A 21,885-nucleotide genomic window follows, 5' to 3' on the forward strand; every position below is an offset into this window, starting at 1 on the left:
AACGTATGATTTTTGTTAAGAACGGTCGATATCGATTGAATGCCTGACAAGAAGTTGGTATAGTTACGACAAGTTTCATCGGGTCAAATTTGAAAGGGGGGATATTACAGATGGAACAAGTTGCTTACAATCGGTCGTATGATGAACATGAGGAATTGATCAATTCTGTATATCGTGCTTTCAAGGACCGATGCGAAGAACTGCCAGAAGAAACACAGACGAAACGCCGTTTACGGCGACTCATCTTTTCTACGATTAAAGAACAGACGAAGTCTCACGCTGACCGATTCGTGTTATACCACTTCTTCAACGATTTCTTTAAAGCAGCAGAGACGAATGACCAAGAAGCGCTCGCAGTTTTAAAGAGAATCATTCGTGATGAAAAAAACTATTGATATGTGACGTCAACTTGTGATAATTTAGACGTAACTTTAAATGAATATTCGTGCTATCGATGAGGTAGAGGTGCGATGCTGATGAGTAAGTAGTCGGAGGATGACAACGATGAGGACTACAAAAAGGCAGGATCGCCGAAGTGCAACACCATGTCCGTGGGGTTGTGCTGGGCTGACGGGAAAGACCCGTCGGACTGCCATACATATTTACGTATGGAGCGCTCCAAGTCGGCTAAGAAAGACGGAACATCCAGCGAGGGTGTCGGCTTTGTTGCCGATGCCCTCGCTTTGCGTTTTTTTAAGCATAGGGGGGCCTCATCCTAATAAAAAAAGGAGGAATTCAGCATGGTAGATTATTCAACTTCGGTACTTTCACTCGTACCGGCATTACTCGCAATTATTATGGCCATCACAACAAGAAAGGTCATCCCATCACTCGGTGTCGGGATTATCGCAGGGGTACTTCTCTTGCATAGTTTCAATCCACTTGATTCGATTCAATACTTGTGGTCGAACATTATCGCCTTATTCTGGTCGGATGGAGCAATCAACGAATGGAACGTCTTGTTGATTGCGTTCTTGCTCCTTCTCGGTATTTTATCATCAATCATTCAAACGTCGGGTGGGGCACGCGCATTCGGTGAATGGGCTGCTGCAAACGTCAAGACGGCACGCGGTGCGCGTCTCGTATCGTTTGGACTTGGTATTTTGATCTTTATCGATGACTACTTTAACAGTTTGGCGGTCGGGAACATCAGTCGCCCACTCACAGACCGTAAAAATATCTCACGTGCGAAACTTGCGTACACGATTGACTCAACAGCAGCACCTGTCTGTGTCATCAGCCCGCTTTCAAGTTGGGGGGCGTACATCATCGCCATCATCGCTGGAATTTTGACAAAATATTCGATTGATAGCTACTCATCATTCTCTGCGTTCATTCAAATCATTCCGATGAACTTCTATGCCGTCTTCGCACTCTTGTTGACAGCGTATGTGGCCTTCACTGGGCTTGCAATCGGACCGATGCGTACGCATGAACTCCGTGCCCTACAAGGTGAATTGTATGATTCAGCAAAAGGGAAGCCAATGGGAATGAGCGAAGATTTGCATGAACACGAAGGTGGGAAAGTTCGCGACTTAATCGTTCCAATCATCACACTCATCATTGCGACTGTTTCGGCAATGCTCTACACAGGTGGACAAGCACTTGCAGCAGACGGTCAGAACTTCTCATTGATTGGGGCGTTCGAATCAACAGATGTAACGCGTTCACTCGTCGCAGGTGTCGTCATCAGCTTGATTGTCGCACTCCTTCTTCTTATCGGTCGTAAAATCCCGGCGCGTGACTATGGAAAAGCGGCATGGGAAGGCGTCCGTGCGATGTGGCCAGCCGTCCTCATCCTCTTGTTTGCTTGGACAATCATTGCAGTCATCAGTGATATGAAGACAGGTGAATACTTGGCGAGCTTCGTCACGGATACGATTGCCGCTTCGTACTTGCCACTTCTTCTCTTTTTGATTGCTGGAATCATGGCATTCTCGACAGGGACGAGCTGGGGAACGTTTGGTTTGATGCTTCCGATCGGGGCAGACTTGATCATGGCAGTTGAACCAGAGCTTCTTCTCGCATCACTCGCTGCTGTGTTGGCCGGTGCGGTGTTCGGTGACCACTGTTCGCCAATCTCGGATACAACGATTCTCAGTTCGACAGGAGCTGGCTCACACCATATCGATCACGTGTTGACGCAATTACCATATGCGATCCTTGCAGCAATCGTCTCAGCGATCGGATACTTGGTACTTGGAATCACAGCATCGATTTGGATTGGGTTCTTTGCGGCATTGATCTCGTTTGTGGTACTAGTGGGAATCGCGCAAGTGATTTCAAAACGTGGAAAAGTACCTGCTGACATTCGCGCACAGCGTGAGGCTTAATAGATGAAAATGACTTCCATCGATTTGATGGAAGTCATTTTTTGTGATTGTCACTACATGAATGAGGCGGTCGAACAGTCTACCGAGAATGAACCAGAAGGAGACTGTCATGATGTAAAGTGCTGACTGAGGCAGGGAGGTCGGATGGATGATGTGTGAGGAAAACCAGCAACCAGAATGGAGACGAAGATAAAAACAATAAGATGTTCTTGTCATCCAATCCAGAAATATTGAGGATGCAGATTGCGGTAGCCAATAGGGTGAGCCATAGCGTCCAACTCTTCATCAGTTAAATCCCTTTCACGACAGAAAAACATCCTTGACCCAAATGGAATCAAGGATGTTATCTCATTATTTGACGTCAAGCCACTTGAAGCTCGCATCGGCACCGAACGGGTGACGATACATGTTTTCGATGTTTGAACGCTCTAAGTATGCTTCACCTTTTTGGTAAATCGGAGCGATTGCGAAGTCTTCTTCAAGAAGGATACGTTCAGCTTCTTGCATTGTTTCCCAACGCTTCATCTGATCGGCTTCTTTCTTCGCTGATTGGATCAATTGATCATACTCGTCGTTTGAGTACTCCATACGGTTGAATGGTCCGTCTGTGACCCACATGTCGAGGTATGTCATTGGATCCTGATAGTCAGGGCCCCATCCAGCAGCAGAAACGTCATATTCACCTTTTCCTTCGAGGTCAAGGAAGTTTTTGAACGGTTGCTGTTTGATGTTAAGTGTCAAACCAGGCAAGTTCTTCTCGAGTTCACCTTTGATGAACTCGTTGACTTTCTTGAACGCTTCTTCGTCACGTGAGAGGAATTCGAGCTCGACTGTTTCGACTCCTAACTCTTCAAGACCTTTCTCCCAAGCGGCTTTCGCTTCATCAACATTGTAGCTGAGGAGGTCTGGATGCTTCTCACGGAAATCAGCGCCGTCTTCTGTGAACGTGAAATCTTTCGCCACGATGTAGTTCGCTGGTTGTGAACCGTCCGTCAAGATGACATCTGTCACACTTTGTTTATCAAATCCTTTGGCAAGTGCCTCACGAATGTTGACGTTTTGAAGCGCCTCGTTCTTTTGGTTGAAACGAAGGAAGTTGATCCGTGCATCGGCACGCGTCTTAAATTCATCGCTGTCTTCAAATTGTGGAACGAATTCAGATGAGAGAAGCGTGTAGTCCGCTTCGCCTGACTCGAACAAGTTGACACCCGTCGATACGTCTTTTACGACTTTGACGTTGATCGTATCCATCTTCACGTTTTCAGCATCCCAATACTCTGGGTTTTTCTTATAGACCCATCCTGCATTGTCTTGCCATTCGCTCAACACATAAGGACCGTTATAGAGCGTCTTGTCGACAGAAGTCGCGAATTCTTCGCCTTGTTCTTCGACGTACTCTTGTTTTTGCGGCATGTATGTTGGGAAACCAGTCAATCCTAAGAAATATGGTGCTGGTGCTTCCAACTGAACTTCAAGTGTCTTCTCGTCGATTGCTTTCGCACCGAGATCGTCAAGAGACGCTTCGCCTGCAAGGATTTTGTTTGCATTTTTTAAGTCTTGAAGGATATACGCATACTCGGCACCTGTTTCTGGATTGAGTGCGCGTTTCCAAGAGTAGACAAAGTCTTCAGCTGTAATCGGTGAGCCATCTGACCAGTTCGCGTCACGTAGTTTAAACGTGTATGTAAGACCATCCTCTGATACTTCGACATCTTCGGCGATCCCTGGTGTCGGTTGGTTGTTCTCGTCTAGACGATATAACCCTTCGAACACGTTGTTCGTCACGATAATCGATGTCGAGTCCGTCGTAAGTGTTGGATCGAGCTGTGGCAAATCTGTCGCCGATACCATCGTAATTTCTTTTTTAGCATCGCTTGAAGATGAATCCTCCGAACTCGATGAGTCGTCTCCTGTACTACAAGCTGCTGTCGCTAATAAAGCGACCCCCGATAAAGCTAGCCATTTTTTGTTACGCATCATACAACCTCCCGAAAATTCTGATAATTTAGAATATGTTGTAATTAAACTACATCTAGGATGAATATGCAATGGAATTTTTCAAATTATTCGAAAATATAAACTTATTTAGAATATCTATCCCTGAATCCTTTTAGGAAGTAGAATAGAAAAATCGACGAATGATTATACAGTATCTTTGTATAGTTATTCGGTAAGATTATAGATTGGTGGAGGCGTTAATTTGAAACAACATTCAGCCGGAATCGGCTTTTTCGGTCTCGCGGCCATGGTCGTCGGGACAATGATTGGTGGAGGTGCCTTTAATCTCCCAGGTGCTATGGCACAAGGGGCAGGTGTAGGACCTGTTTTAATCGGATGGGGGATTACAGGGATTGGGATGATCATGCTCGCCTTTGTCTTTCAGTTTTTAGCGGACACGCGTCCTGAGTTAGAAGGTGGCATTTACGCCTATGCACGGGAAGGGTTCGGCAAATTTGTCGGATTCAACAGCGGCTGGGGTTACTGGATGTCAGCATGGATTGGGACAGTGGCAAACATCACCTTGATTTTTAGCACGTTGGCATACTTTTTCCCTGTATTCTCGGCAGAACATCGATTGTTCCGTTTGTTCGTCAGTGCAATTTTGGTTTGGGGATTATTTTGGCTCATTTCCCGTGGAATGCGGGAGGCGGCACTGTTGAATATCGTCACGACGATTGCGAAGCTCGTTCCGATTTTCTTGTTCATCGTGCTCATTCTCTTTGCGTTTCAGATTAACACGTTCCGGGTCGACTTTTGGGGCGAGTCTGGATTTGTTTGGGCAAATGTTTTCCCTCAAGTGAAGTCTACGATGCTCGTGACATTATGGGCGTTCGTCGGTATTGAAGGGGCAGTCGTCTTATCCTCGCGCGCGCGTCAGAAAAAAGATGTGGGACGAGCGACAGTGATTGGATTGATCGGCACATTGTTAATTTATATGATGATTTCGATTTTCTCGTTCGGTGTCATGACGCAAGAACAGCTCGCGGCGTTACCAGAACCGTCGATGGCCTATGTGTTAGAGGCGGTCGTTGGACCGTTCGGGGCGACATTGATTAATATCGGGTTGCTCGTCTCATTGACAGGCGCATTGCTCGGATGGACGATTTTAGCGACCGAAATTTCGTACGTCGCTAGTCGAGACGGTGTCTTCCCGAAAGTGTTCAATCGATTGAACGCAAACGATACGCCAGTGAACGCATTATTGATCACACAAGTGTTTACGCAAGTCGTCACAGCTGTTGCGTTGTTCTCGGAGCAGACGTATCTTGTTTTGTCGAGTATCGCCGGGATCGCAGCGCTCGTTCCATATCTCTTCTCGGCACTTTATGGTTGGATGGAAGCGAAGCGGACGACATCGTTACGGATGATGGTCATCTCTGCCATCGCCACGTTGTACGCCACATGGCTACTGTATGCATCGGGAATTGAATACGTCCTGATTGCAATGATTCTTTACGCACCTGGTGTGTTCGTCTTCCTTCTAGCCGAAAGAGAACAGGGACGACCGTTCTTGACGCGCACACAGTCGATGATTGCCGTTATCATTTTGTTATGTGCCACATATGGCATATATGGTCTCTGGACATCATCGATTGCATTATAAGAAAACTCACCGACGCTTCATGCGTTCGGTGAGTTTTTTGATGACCGGAGTAATTGTTCGATTGCCGCTGGAGAAGCAGGTCTTGCATACAGGTAACCTTGGAATGAATCACATGCGGTAGACTTTAAATGTTGAAGCATTTCTTCGTCTTCGACCCCTTCGGCCACAACATGAAGGTTCAAGCTCTTTCCGAGATGGACGATGACGTCAAGCAAGTGAGATTTAGATGTCATCCAATCGTCGAGAAATACTTTATCAATCTTAAGTTCATCGACCGGGAATGACTTTAAATACTGCAAGGACGAGAAGCCCGTTCCAAAATCGTCAATCGACAGGCGGTAATTCAGTCGCTTGATCTGCTCCATGCGTTCAATGATTTCATCGGTTTGTTGCATGACCAAGCTTTCCGTAATTTCTAAAATGACATCTGATGTGTCGAGTTGGAGTTGTTGCTTGATGTTTCGAAGCGTATTCAAGAAACTGTCGCTTCGGAACTGGTTTGGTGAAATGTTGATCGCCATCGAGAGAGGCTGGTCAAATTCAGCTTTCCATGTCTTCAATTGTTTTGTCGCCTCTAAAATGACCCAGTTGTTGATCGGAACGATAAGCGCCATCTCTTCTGCGAGCGGAATGAACTCGGAAGGTGGGATTTGTCCCAATTCTTCGTGATGCCAGCGAAGGAGTGCTTCAAAGCCGATGAGACGGTCTGTCGCCAACTCATATTTCGGCTGATACTCGAGATAAAAATGTTTTTCTTCTAACGCACGGTATAAGGCTTTCTCGATATGAATTTGTCTTGAGAATGCGGCATCCATATCTTTTGTCACGAATTGAATCGTACCGACCCCGATCTGTTTTCCTTTGAAGAGGGCACTTTCTGCACGCGTATACAGTTCCTCGAGTGAACTCGCAGAAGACGGATAAAATACACAGCCGACCGAAATCGAGACCATGATCGAGTGATGATAGATTCGGAATGGACGTTGCAACTCGTGTTGCAAATGGCGGAGTGATTGAAACACTTCTTCTTTCGACTCTTCAAAGAACATGACACCGAACAGTCCGCCCGTCGGATGGAACAATAAAGCGGATTCTGGAATGAGGTGAAGTGCACGTTCCTTGATTTGGACGAGGAGCTCATTCCCGACACGAGATCCGAACGATTCGTTGATGATCTTGAAACGATCGATGTCAAATAAGGCGATGTGGAGAAGCCCTTCCCGTTCATCGATTTGTTGAAGGATTGAATCGTATTGACGTAAGAAGCCTTTTTTATTGTAGAGTCCTGTTAACTCGTTTTGATAAGCCAGGAATCGGACCTCTTTTTCGAGGCGTTTCTTTTCTGAAACGTCGAATCCGAACGCCGTATACTGAATCACATCACTTTTTTCACTCACAATCGGCACGACGGTCAAATTAAGCCAACAAGGCTCATCATCGTGCTCTTTGCATGAAATCGGCATTTCCCCGTTCCAGATGCGGTTCGTCGCCAACGACGTTAAGACGTCACGTGAAATACCATCTTGATCGTTTGCGTCATGAATGAGCTCGAACCAGTTTTTCCCGATTAATTGTTGTTCCGTTGTATCGAGCAAACGACACAAGGATGGATTGATATCGACGATTTCACCTTTTGCGTTCGTCGCCAAGTAATGGGTCGATTGCTTGATCATTTCTTGAAAATGATGGAGCAAATTGAATTGCTCTGTACTGATGAGCGGGCCAAACCCTTTTGGCAGGAAGGCGAGGAAATAGCCATAAATGCCTTCGAGCGAAAAAGATTGCAAGTATGCGGTCGCATAGATGACGGACCCATCTTTATGTTGGAACGGCGTCATCGCCGTCGTCGAAAACGGATACTGAAGGAGGAGCGGTGTCCATGTTTTTAAAGCATGTCCCAACTGCCGAACGACAGGAAGTGGTTGATGGAGGACTTCTTCACGTTCCCAGCCGAACAATACTTCGGCATGTGTATTCCATAACAGAACCGTACCATCTTGAGAAATAAAACAACACGGTACAGATAAAGCATCGATGAATTGGTCTACCGATAAATCACGCAATGAAGCCACATCATTTCCTCCAATCTGTCATGCTAAATGCATATTCTAATGTCAGTGTACCTGATTTTGCCAATTCAAGGAATGCTTAAGTTCGTCATTGTCAAAAGAAAGACGGACATCATATACTGAAAGGGTAAGATAGTTTTGAATAAGGGGGAAGCAATATGTCAAAAACACATGATGTGATTGAGCTGACAGAAAAATTCGGGGCACACAACTATCATCCACTACCGATTGTTATTTCGGAGGCGAAAGGGATTTGGGTAACCGATCCTGAGGGGAATCGCTACATGGATATGTTAAGTGCATACTCTGCAGTCAACCAGGGACACTGCCATCCGAAAATCATTCAAGCGCTCAAAGATCAGGCAGATAAGATTACGTTGACGTCACGTGCCTTCTACAACGATCAACTCGGACGCTTTTACGACAAAGTGGTAACGCTTACAAAGAAACAAATGGTGTTGCCGATGAACACGGGCGCAGAAGCCGTAGAGACAGCGGTAAAAACAGCCCGTCGTTGGGCGTATGAAGTAAAAGGGATTCCGGGTCAGGCCGAAATTATCGTCTGCACCGGAAACTTCCATGGACGTACGATGGCTGCTGTGTCGATGTCGACTGAAGCAGAGTACCAACGTGGGTTCGGACCGTTGTTACCAGGATTCAAAGTCGTACCATATGGCGATATCGATGCGTTTGAAGCGGCAATCACAGAGAATACAGCAGCGTTTATCGTGGAACCGATTCAAGGTGAGGCAGGAATTATCATTCCACCAGAAGGCTACTTGAAACGTGCATCTGAACTCTGTCAACAACACAACGTCCTGTTCGTCGCTGATGAGATTCAGTCGGGGCTTGGTCGTTCAGGAAAATGGTTTGCCATCGAGTGGGAAGATGTCACACCGGATATGTACATTCTCGGAAAAGCGCTTGGAGGCGGTGTCTTCCCAATTTCATGCGTTGCCGCGGATCAAGAAATTCTTTCTGTGTTTAATCCAGGATCCCACGGCTCGACATTTGGTGGAAACCCGCTCGCTTCCGCGGTCTCGGTCGCAGCGCTCGAAGTGTTGGAAGAAGAGAAACTTGTCGAACGCTCACTAGAGCTAGGGATGTATTTCATGGAACGTTTGAAATCAATCGATAATCCGATGATTCGCGACGTCCGTGGACGTGGATTATTCATCGGTATCGAATTGACGGAAGCGGCTCGTCCATATTGTGAAGCACTGAAAGAACGTGGACTCCTCTGCAAAGAAACGCATGAGACAGTCATTCGATTGGCGCCACCTCTCGTCATCACGAAAGAAGAGCTCGATCAAGCGTTTGAAGCAATCGAAGCAGTTCTTGCTCCGGCAGCTATTTCGTAAATAGCGACAGCTTGGTATAATAGCCTCAGTTGAATGGACACCTGCATGTTGCAGGTGTCTTTTTCGTGGAGGAGGGCATGAGATGCTGTACGTATACGTTGGGTTAGCAGGTGCAGTTGGAGCGTTGGCAAGGTACGGACTTGGATTACTAGTCGCTTCTTTCGGAACGAGCCCGTTTCCAGTCGCGACACTCCTCATCAATTTAATTGGAAGCTTTCTGTTAGGATGGCTGACGCATCGATTTCTACAAACGGGAAAACCTTCTCCTCAAATCGTCACGATTGTCGGAACCGGAATGATTGGGTCATTTACCACGTTTTCCACGTTTAGTGTAGAAACGATCCAATTACTTGAAAATGATCACGTACTTCTCGCTGTTGCATATGTATTCCTCAGCATCACGCTCGGTTTATGGAGTTCTTGGGTCGGCTATCGCGTTGGAACAAAAACGTCGACAAGAGGTGAAGTGAAATGACGCTTATTTGGATTGCAGCTGGCGCCTTTATCGGTTCGATTCTCCGCTTCGCAATCGGTCAGGTCATGAAAAAGTGGTCTGCTTCAACTTTTCCTTGGGCGACGTTGTTCGTTAACGTGACAGGGTCATTTGGTCTCGGGTACTTGTACGCGCACACCGATTACCAATCGCTTATCCTCTTTTTAGGCATCGGATTTTTTGGATCGTTTACGACGTTCTCGACTTTAAAACTGGAATTGATGCGGTTTGCGACAAAAGACTGGGTTCGATTCGGCCTCTATTTGCTTGCGACCTATCTGTTCGGACTCATTGCGGCTTACATCGGTTGGTCGATGTAATAACACAACACCCCTTCAATCGAAGGGGTGTTGTCAGCTTGTTGACAAATAACATGTTCGAGCTCGTCCTTCCGGCGCCCACGCTTTCCGCAGGCAATCCCGGAGCCGCATCGCGACTCAAGTCGCTGCTGGGTCTCCGTCGGATTGCTTTCCTGCAGGAGTCGGGGCGCCGTGGGACGAGCCACACGAATGGTCGCCACCTTTGGCGGCCATTTGTCTTTTTCTGAGGCCTCGACGGCCGAAGAAAAAGCCCGATACATACTTCGAACCGGTCCAAACGGGGAAGTAGATAGGTAAACGCCACGTCCGCCCGTCATCAAAAGGAGGAACCCGATATGTACCGCGCCCATCCCGAGAAACGACATGAACCGATCCAGTCGAAGACCACGTTGGACCAGCTGGTCCCGCAGGATCATCTCGTCCGGAGACTCGACCGCCACATCGACTTCTCGATCGTGCACCGTCTCTGCGCCCCGCTCTATTCGAACACCGGCACGCCCGGCATCGACCCGGAGATCATCATCAAGATCATCCTACTCGGGCCCCTGTTCAACATCCGTTCCGTGCGCCAGACCGTGAGGGAGGTTCAGACGAACCTCGCCTATCGCTGGTTCCTCGGTCTCGGCATCGACGAGAAGGTGCCCGACCATTCGACGATCAGCCAGGCCTACCGCCGACGCTTCCAGGGAAACGACGTGTTCCAGCAAATCTTCGAGGATATCGTCCGACAGGCGGAATCCCACGGGCTCGTCTCCGGACGCATCCTGATAACAGACTCCACGCACATCCGGGCGAACGCGAACAAGAAGAAATTCGACAAGGTCGAGGTCGAACGGGTCGTCGGTGCCATCGAGGACGAGCTCCTCACCCGCGTGAACGAGGAACGGGCCGAACGAGGAAAAAAGAACTGAAACCGGCATCTCAGAAGAGGGAGCGTCGGCTCGTCAAGGTGAGCCGGACCGACCCGGATGCGGGTTACATGTATCGCGACCAGAAGCCGGAAGGCTTTTTCTGGCTGGCCCATCGAACGGTCGACGCCAAGCACAATTTCATCGTCGACGTGCACGTCACGCCAGGAAACGTGTCGGACAGCACCGTCTACCTCGATCGGCTCGACCATGTCCTCGAACGTTTCCGTTTCCCACTCGAGGCGGTCGCGCTCGATGCCGGCTACTTCACGACCGGGATCGCGAAGGCGCTCGTCGAACGGGGTGTTTTCGGGGTCATCGCCCGGCGGCGCTTCGGCGGGAAGAAGGGAATGTTCCGCAAGACCCGGTACACGTATCTACCCGAGGAGGATGCTTATCTCTGTCCGGCGCGACAGCGCCTCACCTATCAGACGACGGACCGTCACGGCTATCACCATTACGTCTCCGACCCTTCGATTTGTCAGAACTGCCCGCTCCTTGAAAAGTGCACGTCCAGCCGGACGCACCGACGGGACATCACCCGTCACGTCGACGAGCACTACCGCGAGCAGGTGAACGAGAACCGACTTTCCGCATCAGGCAAGTCGCTCTACCGGCTGCGACCGCAGACCGTCGAGCGCTCGTTCGCCGACGGGAAAGAACTACATGGGCTCCGGTTCACCTTCTACAGGGGGACCGCGAAGGTTCAGCGCGCCAATCTGGTGGCAGCCACCGCACAAAACATGAAGAAGCTGGCCAACCTGTTGGCCAGAAAGGACCGACTACATAGCATCTCTTCAATTTTATGTCGGGCAGAGCGCCTCAATCTCGTTGAACATAAAAAAAGACGAACCAAAACACCATATGGCGTTTTGGTTCGTCAACAGCCTGACAACACCCCTTCAATCGAAGGGGTGTTGTGTTTATTCTGCGTGTTGAAGCTTTTCTGTGCATGAAGCACATGTCGTTTCGTATGACTCGCACTGTTCGTCCATATGGTTCCCGCATTCCTGACATGTCTTATCCGGTAATTTTTGATAAAACTCGACAGATGATTCGAGTCGGCTCGCCCATTCATTCATATGAAAATGCCTCCTTCGGTAAATTGTCTGACAGTTTAGGTTGTTGTCATGATTGTATTATAACAGAAATGTATAAGTCAACTATAATATATAACAGATATATCAACGAATTTTTGCTACACTATATACACATAAAAGACGAGGTGAGAAATATGAAAGTGCCCCAATGTGAGACGATTGGGATCCAATCAGAAGACGTACCGACGCTACAAACTGCCTTGGCACAATTGGATGCCCCGCGTGTCAGTCGGTTGTTTAAAGCGTTCGCTGACCCGACTCGTTTGAAAGTACTGTATGTCCTGACGCTCGAACATGAACTTTGCGTTTGTGATGTTGCCGCCGTCATCGGTCATTCAAATGCGACCGCATCCCATCATTTACGGACGTTACTCGAACAAGGACTAGTGAAATATCGAAAAGAGGGGAAAGTCGTGTATTATTCATTAGACGACGAACATGTCAGGCAGCTTGTTGAAATTGCGCTGGCCCATAGCGAAGAACAGAAAGATGTTTGAATCCAATGACCGATCCTTTTGGGATTCGGTCATTTTTTCCTATTGTCATGAATTTCATTTCGCGATACGATATATTCAAATGAACGTTTGAATGTTAGGGGGAGTGGAATGAAAAATCGAGACGTGTTACCTGTGTCTGGAATCACTTGCACGAACTGTGCTGCGAAAATCGAGCGGGATATCACGAAACGCGAAGAAGTGGCATCTTGTCAAATTGATTTCGCGACGAGTCGAATGGTGATTGAATGGATTGATGTCTCTGAACGCAAAGCGATGCTCGAGTCAATCGAGCAGACGATGAAACGAATCGAACCGGGTGCGAAGTTCATCAAAACAGAGGAAGATCAAACCGAACAACGAGATACGGTCCTTTGGCGATTCCTTGCGGCTGCCCTCATATTTTCGATTGCCCTTTGGATGGATTCCATTCCAGGCTACATCGTAGCGTATGGGCTGGCTGGATATGATGTCGTTTCTGGTGCCGTCCGAAATGTATGGCACAGGGAATGGTTTGACGAAAAGTTCTTAATGACTATCGCGACCATCGGGGCATTCGCGATTGCCGAATATCCGGAAGCCGTAGCGGTCATGTTGTTTTATCAACTTGGAGAATACGTGCAAGGGCGTGCGGTGCGCGCTTCGCGGAAGTCGATACAATCTTTGTTAAACATGAGACCAACACTCGCTCGCGTACTAGTTGGTGAGGAAGAAGTTGAGCGATTGCCAGAAGATGTAGCGGTCGGTTCACACCTGATTGTCCGTGCCGGAGAACTCGTTCCGATGGATGGGGTTGTATTCAGTGGTGCGAGTTCACTCGATACAGCTTCATTGACAGGTGAGGCGGTTCCTCGTCAAGTGAGAGCGGGTGAAGAGGTGTTGGCGGGGATGATCAATTTGGAGGGACGACTCGTCATCCGGACGACGAAGCTCGCCGCCGAATCGAGCCTTCAAAAGATGATTGCCCTCGTAGAAGAGGCGAACGGGAAAAAGGCGAAGACAGAACAGATGATTACCCGATTGGCGAAAGTCTATACACCTTTCGTTGTCGTTATGGCGACACTCGTCGCATTTGTCCCACCGCTGTTTGTCGGAGACTTGTCAGAGTGGGTCTACCGTGCGCTCATTTTCCTCGTCATCAGTTGTCCGTGTGCGCTCGTCATTTCGATTCCCTTAGGTTATTTTGGTGGGATTGGAGCGGGCTCTAAACAAGGTGTTCTTGTAAAAGGTGGAGAATATTTAGACACGTTAACAGAAGTGGACACTGTCGTCTTTGATAAGACAGGAACGTTGACGACAGGACGGTTTGAAGTGACGGACGTTGTAACAACAGAAGGGGTGCACGCTGAAGAATTGCTGCACCTTGCCGCTCGCGTCGAACGAGCATCGAATCATCCGCTCGCGCGAGCCATCGTCAATCGAGTCGGAGACGTTCAGCCGTTCGAATCGATTCAAGAAGAGCCCGGATATGGTCTCCATGCCCATGATGGCGATGATCATATTTACGTGGGTAGCGCCCGGTATATGAGGTATTTAGGTCAAACGATTGAGGATACATCGATTGGGACAAGTGTTCACGTGATGAAAAACAATCGTTGGCTAGGACAAATCGAATTAATGGATACGGTGAAGCCGGATGCGTATCCTGCAATCCAAGCGTTGAAGGATGCCGGATACCGGACGGTGATGTTATCGGGAGACCGATGCGAAGTCGCTACAACAATCGGCGAACGACTCGGACTAGATGAGGTACGAGGCGAATTGCTTCCGCACGAAAAAGTAGAAGCGATTGAACGGATGACCTCCTCCCAAAAAGTTGCATTTGTCGGAGATGGAATGAACGATGCGGCAGCGTTAGCACGAGCCGATGTCGGGCTTGTTATGGGGGGAGTCGGAAGTGATACAGCGGTCACGGCAGCGGATGTGGTCTTGATGCATGACGACCCGAGCGATGTGGTCCGAGCCATCGAGATCGGGAAGCAGACAAAACGTGTCGTCTGGCAAAATATCTTCTTTGCGTTCGGGACGAAAGCGCTCGTTTTGATTTTAGGATTATTCGGAATTGCTACGATGTGGGAAGCTGTCTTCGCGGACGTCGGTGTGGCACTGCTTGCCATCGCGAATGCGACGAGATTATTACGAATGACATCATCATGACAAAAGGAGTGTTTCAGCATCAGTCTGAAACACTCCTTTCTCTATTCGATTGTTTCATGTTCAGGTTTAATGCGCACCAGTAAAAAGGTAAGGATGACGATGATCGCAATCAATAAGAACGTGATGGTGAACAGTACTTGAGTTAAGAATGAGACTTGATTTTCTGCAGCAATCAACTCTTTCTGGATATCTTTATACTGCATCTGCTTGAGCGACCGTAAGTCTTCTAGGATGGTCTGACGTTGCTGTGTCATCGTCTCTGCTACTGCAGTGGCTTTCGTCAGGTCGCCTTCTTCATAGATGACAAGTACACGGTCGGCTTCTTTTTCCCATATGGCATCTCGCTCGAGTAAATCGAGGACGGAACTCGGTGTGTCCGGGTCATCGATGACGGACTGTTTTAACGTCTTGGCTTGTCGAGACATGCTATAGTACATTTCTAAAAAGTGTCGGTCTTCGTAGGCGAGTAAACCACGGATGGCGTTTGCTCGCTCGACGTTATAATACATGATATCTTCAATCGCCTCGTAAGAACCGAGTTGTTCATCTTGTATGATTTCGAGCCGCTCATTCGTCTCTCTCAATTGAAAAATAAAAATACCGATGATCGAGATGGATAGCACGGATAGACTGATCCATAGTAAAATCCACTTTCGTTGTGACATCGTGACCCTCCTTTCTACTCCATCGTACATGATTTTGGAAAAGTCGACAGAAAATATTTTTTTGAAAAAGGAAAAAACGGGTAAATGTATAATCAATTAGTGTAAGAACTTTATACAACAGAAGACCATTAGAAGCTTAAGGAGAGTCAATATGTCAGAGAATTCATCGTTACACAAGTTGTACCAGGTGTTACAAGATCAGCGAACGAATCTTACTTATGAGATTCCGAGTCTATGGAATCGTATGCGTTTTCCTTCTGAACCGATTCGTGACGGGGTCGAGCGTGTGAATCCGTATGATTTTTTAGTAGAAACAATAGAGAAAGCGATTCTTCCATATGCGGTAGAAAATCGAGAATATCAGACGTCCATCGCGAGTGCGGATGGTCATTTACAGACGGGTGGCGATTGGATTAAGCGTGCGTCTGTCTATTCGATGCAAGTTCGTACATCGACTTCTTGGGATCACGATGGATCGGGTTATGTGGAGATGCAGAACTCACTAGGAATGAAAGACACGGGCACATTTGTGAAAACGCTTGCGCTCATTCCACATCTCCTTTATATGGGGATTGATACATTATTCCTGTTACCGATTTCTCAGCATAGTCATAAAAATAAGAAAGGTGAATTTGGCTCTCCTTATGCCGTTCAAGATTTCTTTGCCATTGATGAAGAGTTAAAGGAAACATTGACTGGCGATTCGATGACTGTCGAAGAAGAGTTTTCAGCATTTGTGGAAGCTTGTCACATGGTAGGGATTCGTGTCGTCATCGACGTCATTCCTCGGACATGTGCGCGAGACAATCGACTCATCCTTGAAAATCCGGAGTGGTTCTATTGGATTCCGCTAGCCGAAGTCGATTATTATCATCCACCATCTGTGCCAGGGATTGGAGAGAATGTAAAACCAGAATTTACTTTCTTACCAATGGTGTACAACTCAGAAGATGTCTGGCAACACTTAAGACGGTTCTCGATGGCTCCGAACTTACTTGATGCTGAAAAATGGGAGCGGGTACGCGCTTTTTTGATCAATCATCCAGAAAAGAACGTCCTCGCGACGATTGAACGAGAGTTCGGATTGACGACAGCGCCTGCCTTTTCAGACTGTATCAACGATCCGCAACCGCCTTGGTCGGATGTGACTTACTTCCGTCTCTTCTTAGACCATCCGCTTGCGGCGGCTCCTTATGTGAACGATGCGAATATCGCTCCTTATATTCTGTTTGATTCAATCAAGTCCAATCAATTCCAGGGAAATGTGATCAACGAGCCACTCTGGGAGATGCTCGCCGATATCATTCCACACTATCAACGCGAATATGGCATTGATGGCGCACGCATCGACATGGGACATGCACTCCCTGTCGATTTGGCACAGCGCATTTTAGCAAAACCACGCTCACTCGACTCAAACTTTAGCTTTATCGCGGAAGAATTGATTGAAGCAGGAGCATGGGCGGCGAAAGATGCCGGTTATAACATGATTATCGGATATGGCTTTTATAAAGAACCTCGATTCGAGACGCATGAGACCCATCAATTTTTATACGACTCACGCTTTTTACCACTTCCAGTATTCGCGGCAGGGGAAACAGCGGATACACGTCGCCTTGCTACGCGAGAAGGGGGACGACAAGCAAGTCGATTGTTGACAGTCCTGAACGGTTTTATGCCGAATGGCGTCCCGATGACAAACTCTGGACTTGAATTATATGAAACGCAGCCGATGAATACCGGACTCGATTGCCGTCCTGAAGAAGCGTATCAACTCTTCCCGACTGACCCGTATTTCGGAAAACTCGCGTTCTTTGATGCGTATCAGTTCCATTGGGATCATCCGGAGCGAGATGAGATGATTGAAGTGATGCATCAAGTGGCAGAGATTCGTCGCCGTTGGCTTGATGTACTCGTTGATCCGAACCATTTTGAACCACTTATTTTAGACGAGCCATTTGCACCGTTTATCGGGTTCGCGTGGTTACGTCCGGAGACGAACGATACGTTGCTCGTTGTAGCGAACACAAATATGTGGGAGTCGTTACGAGGCGTGGTTTCCCTTGATGGTGTACGTCGCCGAAATTGGAACGCTAGTCGCTTTGCAGAGATGGTCTACTCACCGACTTCGTGGCCATATGCGGAACATGCGTTTGATGAACAATGGAATCTCCATGTCGATTTAAAACCTGGTGAAGTCAAAGTGTATGAGATGAAATGAAAAAACGCCTTGAACCGATACATCATTCGGTTCAGGGCGTTGCGTGTTTCATGTAATAAATGACGAACTCATCAAGTGGCATCGGCTTTGCATAGCGATAGCCTTGCATGGAGTCACATCCAATTTTACGAAGGAACGTCTCTTGATATTCAGTTTCTACACCTTCGGCGACGAGTGCCATACCAAGTTGTCGTGCCATGGCGACGATGGTCGTCGTGACCATCTGATATTCACGATTCTCTTCAAGTTGCATCGTGAATTCACGAGGGATTTTCAATTCATCGATTGGGTAACGAACGAGATAGGCCAGCGAACTATAACCTGTCCCAAAATCGTCAATCGAAAGTTTGATACCGAGCGACTTTAATTCTAGGATTCGATTCAAGACGCGATCGGAATGATGAGCGGCGACCGTTTCGGTTAATTCAAAATTGAGTCGGGACGGATCAATTGGGAATCGCTCGAACAACGTATTCAAGTAATCAATTAAATGCTCATCAAACAATTGCCGAACGGACAAGTTGACCGAAAGCTTCGGCAAATGAATATCCCCTTGTTCGAATACGTGAATCAGTTGGAACGTCTCATGAATCATCCAACGACCTAAATCGTGGATATGACCGGTTTCTTCAGCAATCGGAATGAATTGACTCGGGGGAATGAACGTCCCGTTATGTTGCCAACGCATGAGCGCCTCCGCTCCGATGACTGCCTTCGTAGACGCATCGACTTGAGGTTGGAGGAAAAGTGAAATCTCTCCTTTTTCAAGTGCGGTATCAAGTCCTTCCATCAATACTTTCCGTTCTTCCTTGTCTTCCCGTAATTCTGGTTCGAACATGACGGTTTCGTCACGACCTTTGTCTTTTGCGCGATACATGGCGAGATCGGCGTTCGAGAGCAGGTGTTTCAATTTCTTACCATGCTCCGGGAAGCGGACGATTCCAATCGAGGCATGCACTTCAACCAGTGTCCCAGCCATATAATAAGGTGGGCGATAGACGAGACGCCGTAAGCGTTCTGTCAACATTTCATCATCACCGTGCTCGGCGACGACAATAAATTCATCACCACCGAGACGTCCGGCATATTCGTTTGGAAGGAGTGCGGTCCGCAGTCGTTTTCCGATATGCTGCAGAAGCTCGTCTCCCATATGATGGCCAAACTGGTCGTTAATTTCTTTGAAGCCGTCTAAGTCAGAGAACATGAGCGTGAACGTGCGACCTTCTTCGATCAAACGTTCAATTTGCTCTTGTAGCGCGTAACGGTTGTGAAGCCCTGTCAGACTATCGAATTTGGCTTGGTATAAAATTTGTTCTTGCTGCTCGATCATTTGCGTGATGTCTTTCGCGATAGCGTAAATACCTTCGACTTCCCCGTCGATAATCATGGGAACATTGACGAGTTGCCAAACACGTGTCTCGCCTTCTTCGGTCATAATCCGTACATCAATCGTTCTCGGTCGACCGTTTGATAACTCTTGAAGAATAATCGTATACGGTGCACGATCTTTCGATTCGATGATGTCGAGGATGTTTGACCCAAGTAACTTGTCCGTCGTCAATCCAAGAATCGAACTTCCTGCCTCATTGACCGACAACACTTCGCCGTGCAAATCGAATAAGAAAATTGGTTCTGAATGATAGGCGAAGAGCGAGCGGTATTGCTGTTCACGAATCTCGAGTTCATGCGCCTTTGTCGACACGGCCACTTCTAAATCTGTATTGACGGAATGAAGACGATGGCTGATGAGCGCGTTCTGTTTTGAAACGACGAACTGGCGAATGAGCAAGAGAAGCACGGCATTCGCAATCATTGAATCGGTTACAGACGTACCGAGAAGGCGGTCTGAAGCGAGTAAAAATAGCATGACGACGATACTGTACAGAATGTAATCCAAAATGGAATCGTAAGCAAGGGCGTCTTCCGATATATCCTCAACCCAATAACTGATGGAAATCATAAGGATACTACTGACTTGAACGAGATGAACTAGTTCATGTGTGATGCCTGAAAATACAAAGAGCGTGTTCGCGATTGAGGCGACCGTGAAGCTTAAAATTCCGACGAGTACAAGGATCCGGAATTGCTGTCCAGCCGAGACGACGCGATTTAAATACAAGAAGGATAGCATCATGTACAGGCTGATCAGGAGCATCTGCTCTTCAAAGCCACTCAACTGAGATACGAGTGACACGTCTTGTGTTGAATAAAACCATATATGTAGTGCACCAATCACAAAGAAACTAAATAAGGCGAACAAGTCAAACGTACGTAATTTCAATGTGCGAATCTCAATGGATTGAGTAATGACAATCAGAGCCATGATTAAGTAAAAGAAATTTTGTAAAAACAAGAGGTATTGAGTATTCGCACCTGTCGAATCATAGTGCATTAGTATATAAAGTGCGAAGCACACATTTCCCGCAGTAATCAAAACATGAATAAATCTTCTCATCCCTCTATGTTTAACAATTGCTACTCCACTAAATAAGATGGCTGCTCCTGAAATGACGAGATAATAGATGAGCAACGTGCTGTTTCGCAGATCATGAGGGGTCAAAAATAACAATAAAAGTCCGGTCAAAAACGTTCCGATGAGAATCGCCGGAACGTATTGGCGCAACGAGTGAACTGACAACTCATGCACCTCCTTCTTTATATATAGGGGTCTCTTATTTATTATCGGAACAGGTGACCGAAGATTACACAAAAAAATCGACAACAATACGAGATTGTTGTCGAACAGGTAAATATTAGAGTGTATACGAGTGTTCTTTGAAGTTCCCTACGATGGAATCGATTTCTGATACGGTGACAAATGCCTCAGAGTCAATCTCGGAAACAATCTGACGAAGTCGAGGGATTTCATTGTTCTGGACGACGACGTACAGCATTTTTTTCGAATCGTTCGAATATCCGCCTGTCGCATCCATGATGGTGACGCCACGTTTTAAGTTCTGCTTAATGACCAAGTTGATTTCATCCGCCTTCTGACAAATGATGAAACATTGCTTTTGAGCGGAGAAGAACTTGTGAATCGTGAGTAACGTGCGTGACCGGACAAAGCTTAACACAAGGGCATACATGACCGCTTTAATGTCAAAGACGATGAAGACCATTACATAAACGATGAGATCTTGTGTCAAAAAGATTTTAGGTAACGACAAGTTTCGGTTGTTCATATAAATGACTTTCCCTAAAATATCGAGACCGCCGGTAGATGCGCCTGCGAACAAAAGAAGGGCAAGTCCGAGACCCGAAACGATTCCGCTGAACACGGAAGCGACGAGCGGATCGTCAAGTGGAGTCGGCGGAATAAGGACAGGTAAACTATCGATTAAGATAGAAGAGAGTACGACAACAATCCCCGTCATCAAAATAAAGCGACGTCCCAAGTATTTTAACCCTAAGATGAAGAGTGGGATATTGAGCACGAGCTGGGTCATCCCGATTGGCGTTCCGAATAGTTCGTTCGTAATCAACGTGATTCCGACGATTCCCCCCGAACCGATTTCATTAGGTTTGAGCAGTAAACTGACAAAGACAGACTGAAGGATTGTCCCGGCAATGATGAACAGTACCGTTTCAAGGGCAACCCGTTTTCGAGATTTAGCATACATAGATAATGGCTAGGCCTTACGCCTCCTTTTGGTAAGTCTTCTGCTAGCGTACTGCTACTCGTTCCTCATTTCAAGTCACAATTCGTTATGGAATCGGTCGATATCACTCGCTAATTGTTCATGCACATAGTCGATGACTTGAGCATCATCGAATAGGCCAAGTGGTACATCATCCGGAATCGCATCGAACGGTGAGACGAAGTATAGAATTGCCGCGACGAGCTCTTCTTGTTTGTCAGGTTGCATTTCAAATTGATCATTGTATAGCGCGCGCAACATATTCAGCATTTGTTTCATCTGGAAGTAGAGCGTCAGTTCTTCTTCGCGCTCGATATTGCTGATCTCATTGGATGCCACGTCTACGGTCACTTTTGCGAGGGCGCGTTCACCTTGGACGAGTAAGTCACCGAGTTGTTCGCGGTCGTGGATGTCTTCTTTCGCTTGTTTCAAAAAGTGTGTGTAGGTTGATTTCCAATCTGCCATAGTAAATTCCTCCTTCATTCTTCATCTACTAATATGCCCGTTTTTGCGCATTGGTTG

The 21,885-nt window shown here is 47.2% G+C and carries 17 protein-coding genes, 1 pseudogene and 1 riboswitch; of the genes and pseudogenes, 11 read left to right on the forward strand and 7 right to left on the reverse strand.

Annotated features, from left to right (window positions below; all coding sequences use genetic code 11):
- The first annotated feature begins 110 nt into the window (after window positions 1-110).
- The 3 genes from ACQKD4_RS12415 to ACQKD4_RS12425 all read left to right on the forward strand — a co-directional run bounded on the left by ACQKD4_RS12415 (window position 111) and on the right by ACQKD4_RS12425 (window position 2,459).
- A complete protein-coding gene (locus ACQKD4_RS12415; protein WP_427373538.1) occupies window positions 111-395 on the forward strand; it encodes a hypothetical protein in 285 nt (94 codons plus the stop codon).
- A gap of 57 nt (window positions 396-452) precedes the next feature.
- Window positions 453-627: riboswitch (Lysine riboswitch) on the forward strand.
- 113 nt (window positions 628-740) lie between these two features.
- Window positions 741-2,333, forward strand: a complete 1,593-nt coding sequence (locus ACQKD4_RS12420; RefSeq protein WP_427373539.1) for a Na+/H+ antiporter NhaC family protein — start codon at window positions 741-743, stop codon at window positions 2,331-2,333.
- A 3-nt stretch (window positions 2,334-2,336) separates the two neighbouring features.
- Window positions 2,337-2,459: a hypothetical protein gene (locus ACQKD4_RS12425; protein WP_427373540.1), complete on the forward strand. Its 123-nt coding sequence runs from the start codon at window positions 2,337-2,339 to the stop codon at window positions 2,457-2,459.
- A 225-nt stretch (window positions 2,460-2,684) separates the two neighbouring features.
- On the opposite strand, the gene ACQKD4_RS12430 is transcribed toward ACQKD4_RS12425, so the two are convergent.
- A complete protein-coding gene (locus ACQKD4_RS12430) occupies window positions 2,685-4,310 on the reverse strand; it encodes a peptide ABC transporter substrate-binding protein (RefSeq protein WP_214785749.1) in 1,626 nt (541 codons plus the stop codon).
- Between the two features lie 223 nt (window positions 4,311-4,533).
- On the opposite strand from ACQKD4_RS12430, the gene ACQKD4_RS12435 reads away from it, so the two are divergent.
- Window positions 4,534-5,937 (forward strand): basic amino acid/polyamine antiporter, encoded by a 1,404-nt coding sequence (locus ACQKD4_RS12435; RefSeq protein ID WP_427373541.1) that lies wholly within the window; start codon window positions 4,534-4,536, stop codon window positions 5,935-5,937.
- A 17-nt stretch (window positions 5,938-5,954) separates the two neighbouring features.
- Here the strand turns inward: ACQKD4_RS12435 and ACQKD4_RS12440 are convergent, their stop codons facing one another.
- The gene (locus ACQKD4_RS12440; RefSeq protein ID WP_427373542.1) at window positions 5,955-8,009 is read right to left on the reverse strand and encodes a sensor domain-containing protein; all 2,055 of its coding nucleotides are present in this window, start codon (window positions 8,007-8,009) and stop codon (window positions 5,955-5,957) included.
- A 155-nt stretch (window positions 8,010-8,164) separates the two neighbouring features.
- Here ACQKD4_RS12440 and ACQKD4_RS12445 point away from each other — a divergent pair, with 155 nt between their 5' ends.
- The 4 genes and pseudogenes from ACQKD4_RS12445 to ACQKD4_RS12460 form a co-directional block, all read left to right on the forward strand.
- Complete coding sequence (locus tag ACQKD4_RS12445) at window positions 8,165-9,367, forward strand: ornithine--oxo-acid transaminase (RefSeq protein ID WP_427373544.1); 1,203 nt, start codon at window positions 8,165-8,167, stop codon at window positions 9,365-9,367.
- 82 nt (window positions 9,368-9,449) lie between these two features.
- The gene (gene crcB, locus ACQKD4_RS12450) at window positions 9,450-9,842 is read left to right on the forward strand and encodes a fluoride efflux transporter CrcB (protein ID WP_427373545.1); all 393 of its coding nucleotides are present in this window, start codon (window positions 9,450-9,452) and stop codon (window positions 9,840-9,842) included.
- Entirely contained in the window at window positions 9,839-10,180 is a 342-nt protein-coding gene (locus ACQKD4_RS12455; protein ID WP_427373547.1) for a fluoride efflux transporter FluC, read from the forward strand. Before crcB ends, ACQKD4_RS12455 begins: the two co-directional genes overlap by 4 nt.
- A 335-nt stretch (window positions 10,181-10,515) precedes the next feature.
- Window positions 10,516-11,861: pseudogene (locus ACQKD4_RS12460) on the forward strand (IS1182 family transposase); the annotation flags it as partial.
- A 150-nt stretch (window positions 11,862-12,011) separates the two neighbouring features.
- Here ACQKD4_RS12460 and yhfH read toward each other — a convergent pair.
- On the reverse strand, window positions 12,012-12,170 hold the full coding sequence (gene yhfH / locus ACQKD4_RS12465) for a protein YhfH (RefSeq protein ID WP_214747372.1): 159 nt from the start codon (window positions 12,168-12,170) through the stop codon (window positions 12,012-12,014).
- 152 nt (window positions 12,171-12,322) lie between these two features.
- On the opposite strand from yhfH, the gene ACQKD4_RS12470 reads away from it, so the two are divergent.
- Both ACQKD4_RS12470 and ACQKD4_RS12475 read left to right on the forward strand, forming a co-directional pair.
- A complete protein-coding gene (locus ACQKD4_RS12470) occupies window positions 12,323-12,685 on the forward strand; it encodes an ArsR/SmtB family transcription factor (protein WP_214747369.1) in 363 nt (120 codons plus the stop codon).
- A gap of 108 nt (window positions 12,686-12,793) precedes the next feature.
- Window positions 12,794-14,839: a heavy metal translocating P-type ATPase gene (locus ACQKD4_RS12475; protein ID WP_427373548.1), complete on the forward strand. Its 2,046-nt coding sequence runs from the start codon at window positions 12,794-12,796 to the stop codon at window positions 14,837-14,839.
- A gap of 41 nt (window positions 14,840-14,880) precedes the next feature.
- On the opposite strand, the gene ACQKD4_RS12480 is transcribed toward ACQKD4_RS12475, so the two are convergent.
- Window positions 14,881-15,504, reverse strand: coding sequence for a hypothetical protein (locus tag ACQKD4_RS12480; protein WP_427373550.1), 624 nt, complete (start codon window positions 15,502-15,504; stop codon window positions 14,881-14,883).
- Between the two features lie 151 nt (window positions 15,505-15,655).
- On the opposite strand from ACQKD4_RS12480, the gene ACQKD4_RS12485 reads away from it, so the two are divergent.
- Window positions 15,656-17,725 (forward strand): alpha-amylase, encoded by a 2,070-nt coding sequence (locus tag ACQKD4_RS12485; protein ID WP_427373551.1) that lies wholly within the window; start codon window positions 15,656-15,658, stop codon window positions 17,723-17,725.
- Between the two features lie 31 nt (window positions 17,726-17,756).
- Here the strand turns inward: ACQKD4_RS12485 and ACQKD4_RS12490 are convergent, their stop codons facing one another.
- From ACQKD4_RS12490 to ACQKD4_RS12500, 3 genes are all read right to left on the reverse strand, one after another.
- The gene (locus ACQKD4_RS12490; protein WP_427373552.1) at window positions 17,757-20,363 is read right to left on the reverse strand and encodes a putative bifunctional diguanylate cyclase/phosphodiesterase; all 2,607 of its coding nucleotides are present in this window, start codon (window positions 20,361-20,363) and stop codon (window positions 17,757-17,759) included.
- Between the two features lie 115 nt (window positions 20,364-20,478).
- Window positions 20,479-21,345 carry a YitT family protein gene (locus ACQKD4_RS12495; protein ID WP_427373553.1) on the reverse strand — a complete coding sequence of 289 codons (867 nt, stop codon included), beginning with the start codon at window positions 21,343-21,345 and terminating at the stop codon, window positions 20,479-20,481.
- Between the two features lie 75 nt (window positions 21,346-21,420).
- Entirely contained in the window at window positions 21,421-21,828 is a 408-nt protein-coding gene (locus ACQKD4_RS12500) for a YkvA family protein (protein WP_074033005.1), read from the reverse strand.
- Window positions 21,829-21,885: the final 57 nt, after the last annotated feature.

This window comes from Exiguobacterium sp. NPDC077395, assembly GCF_050269125.1.
GTDB classification, from domain to species: Bacteria; Bacillota; Bacilli; order Exiguobacteriales; family Exiguobacteriaceae; genus Exiguobacterium; species Exiguobacterium aestuarii_A.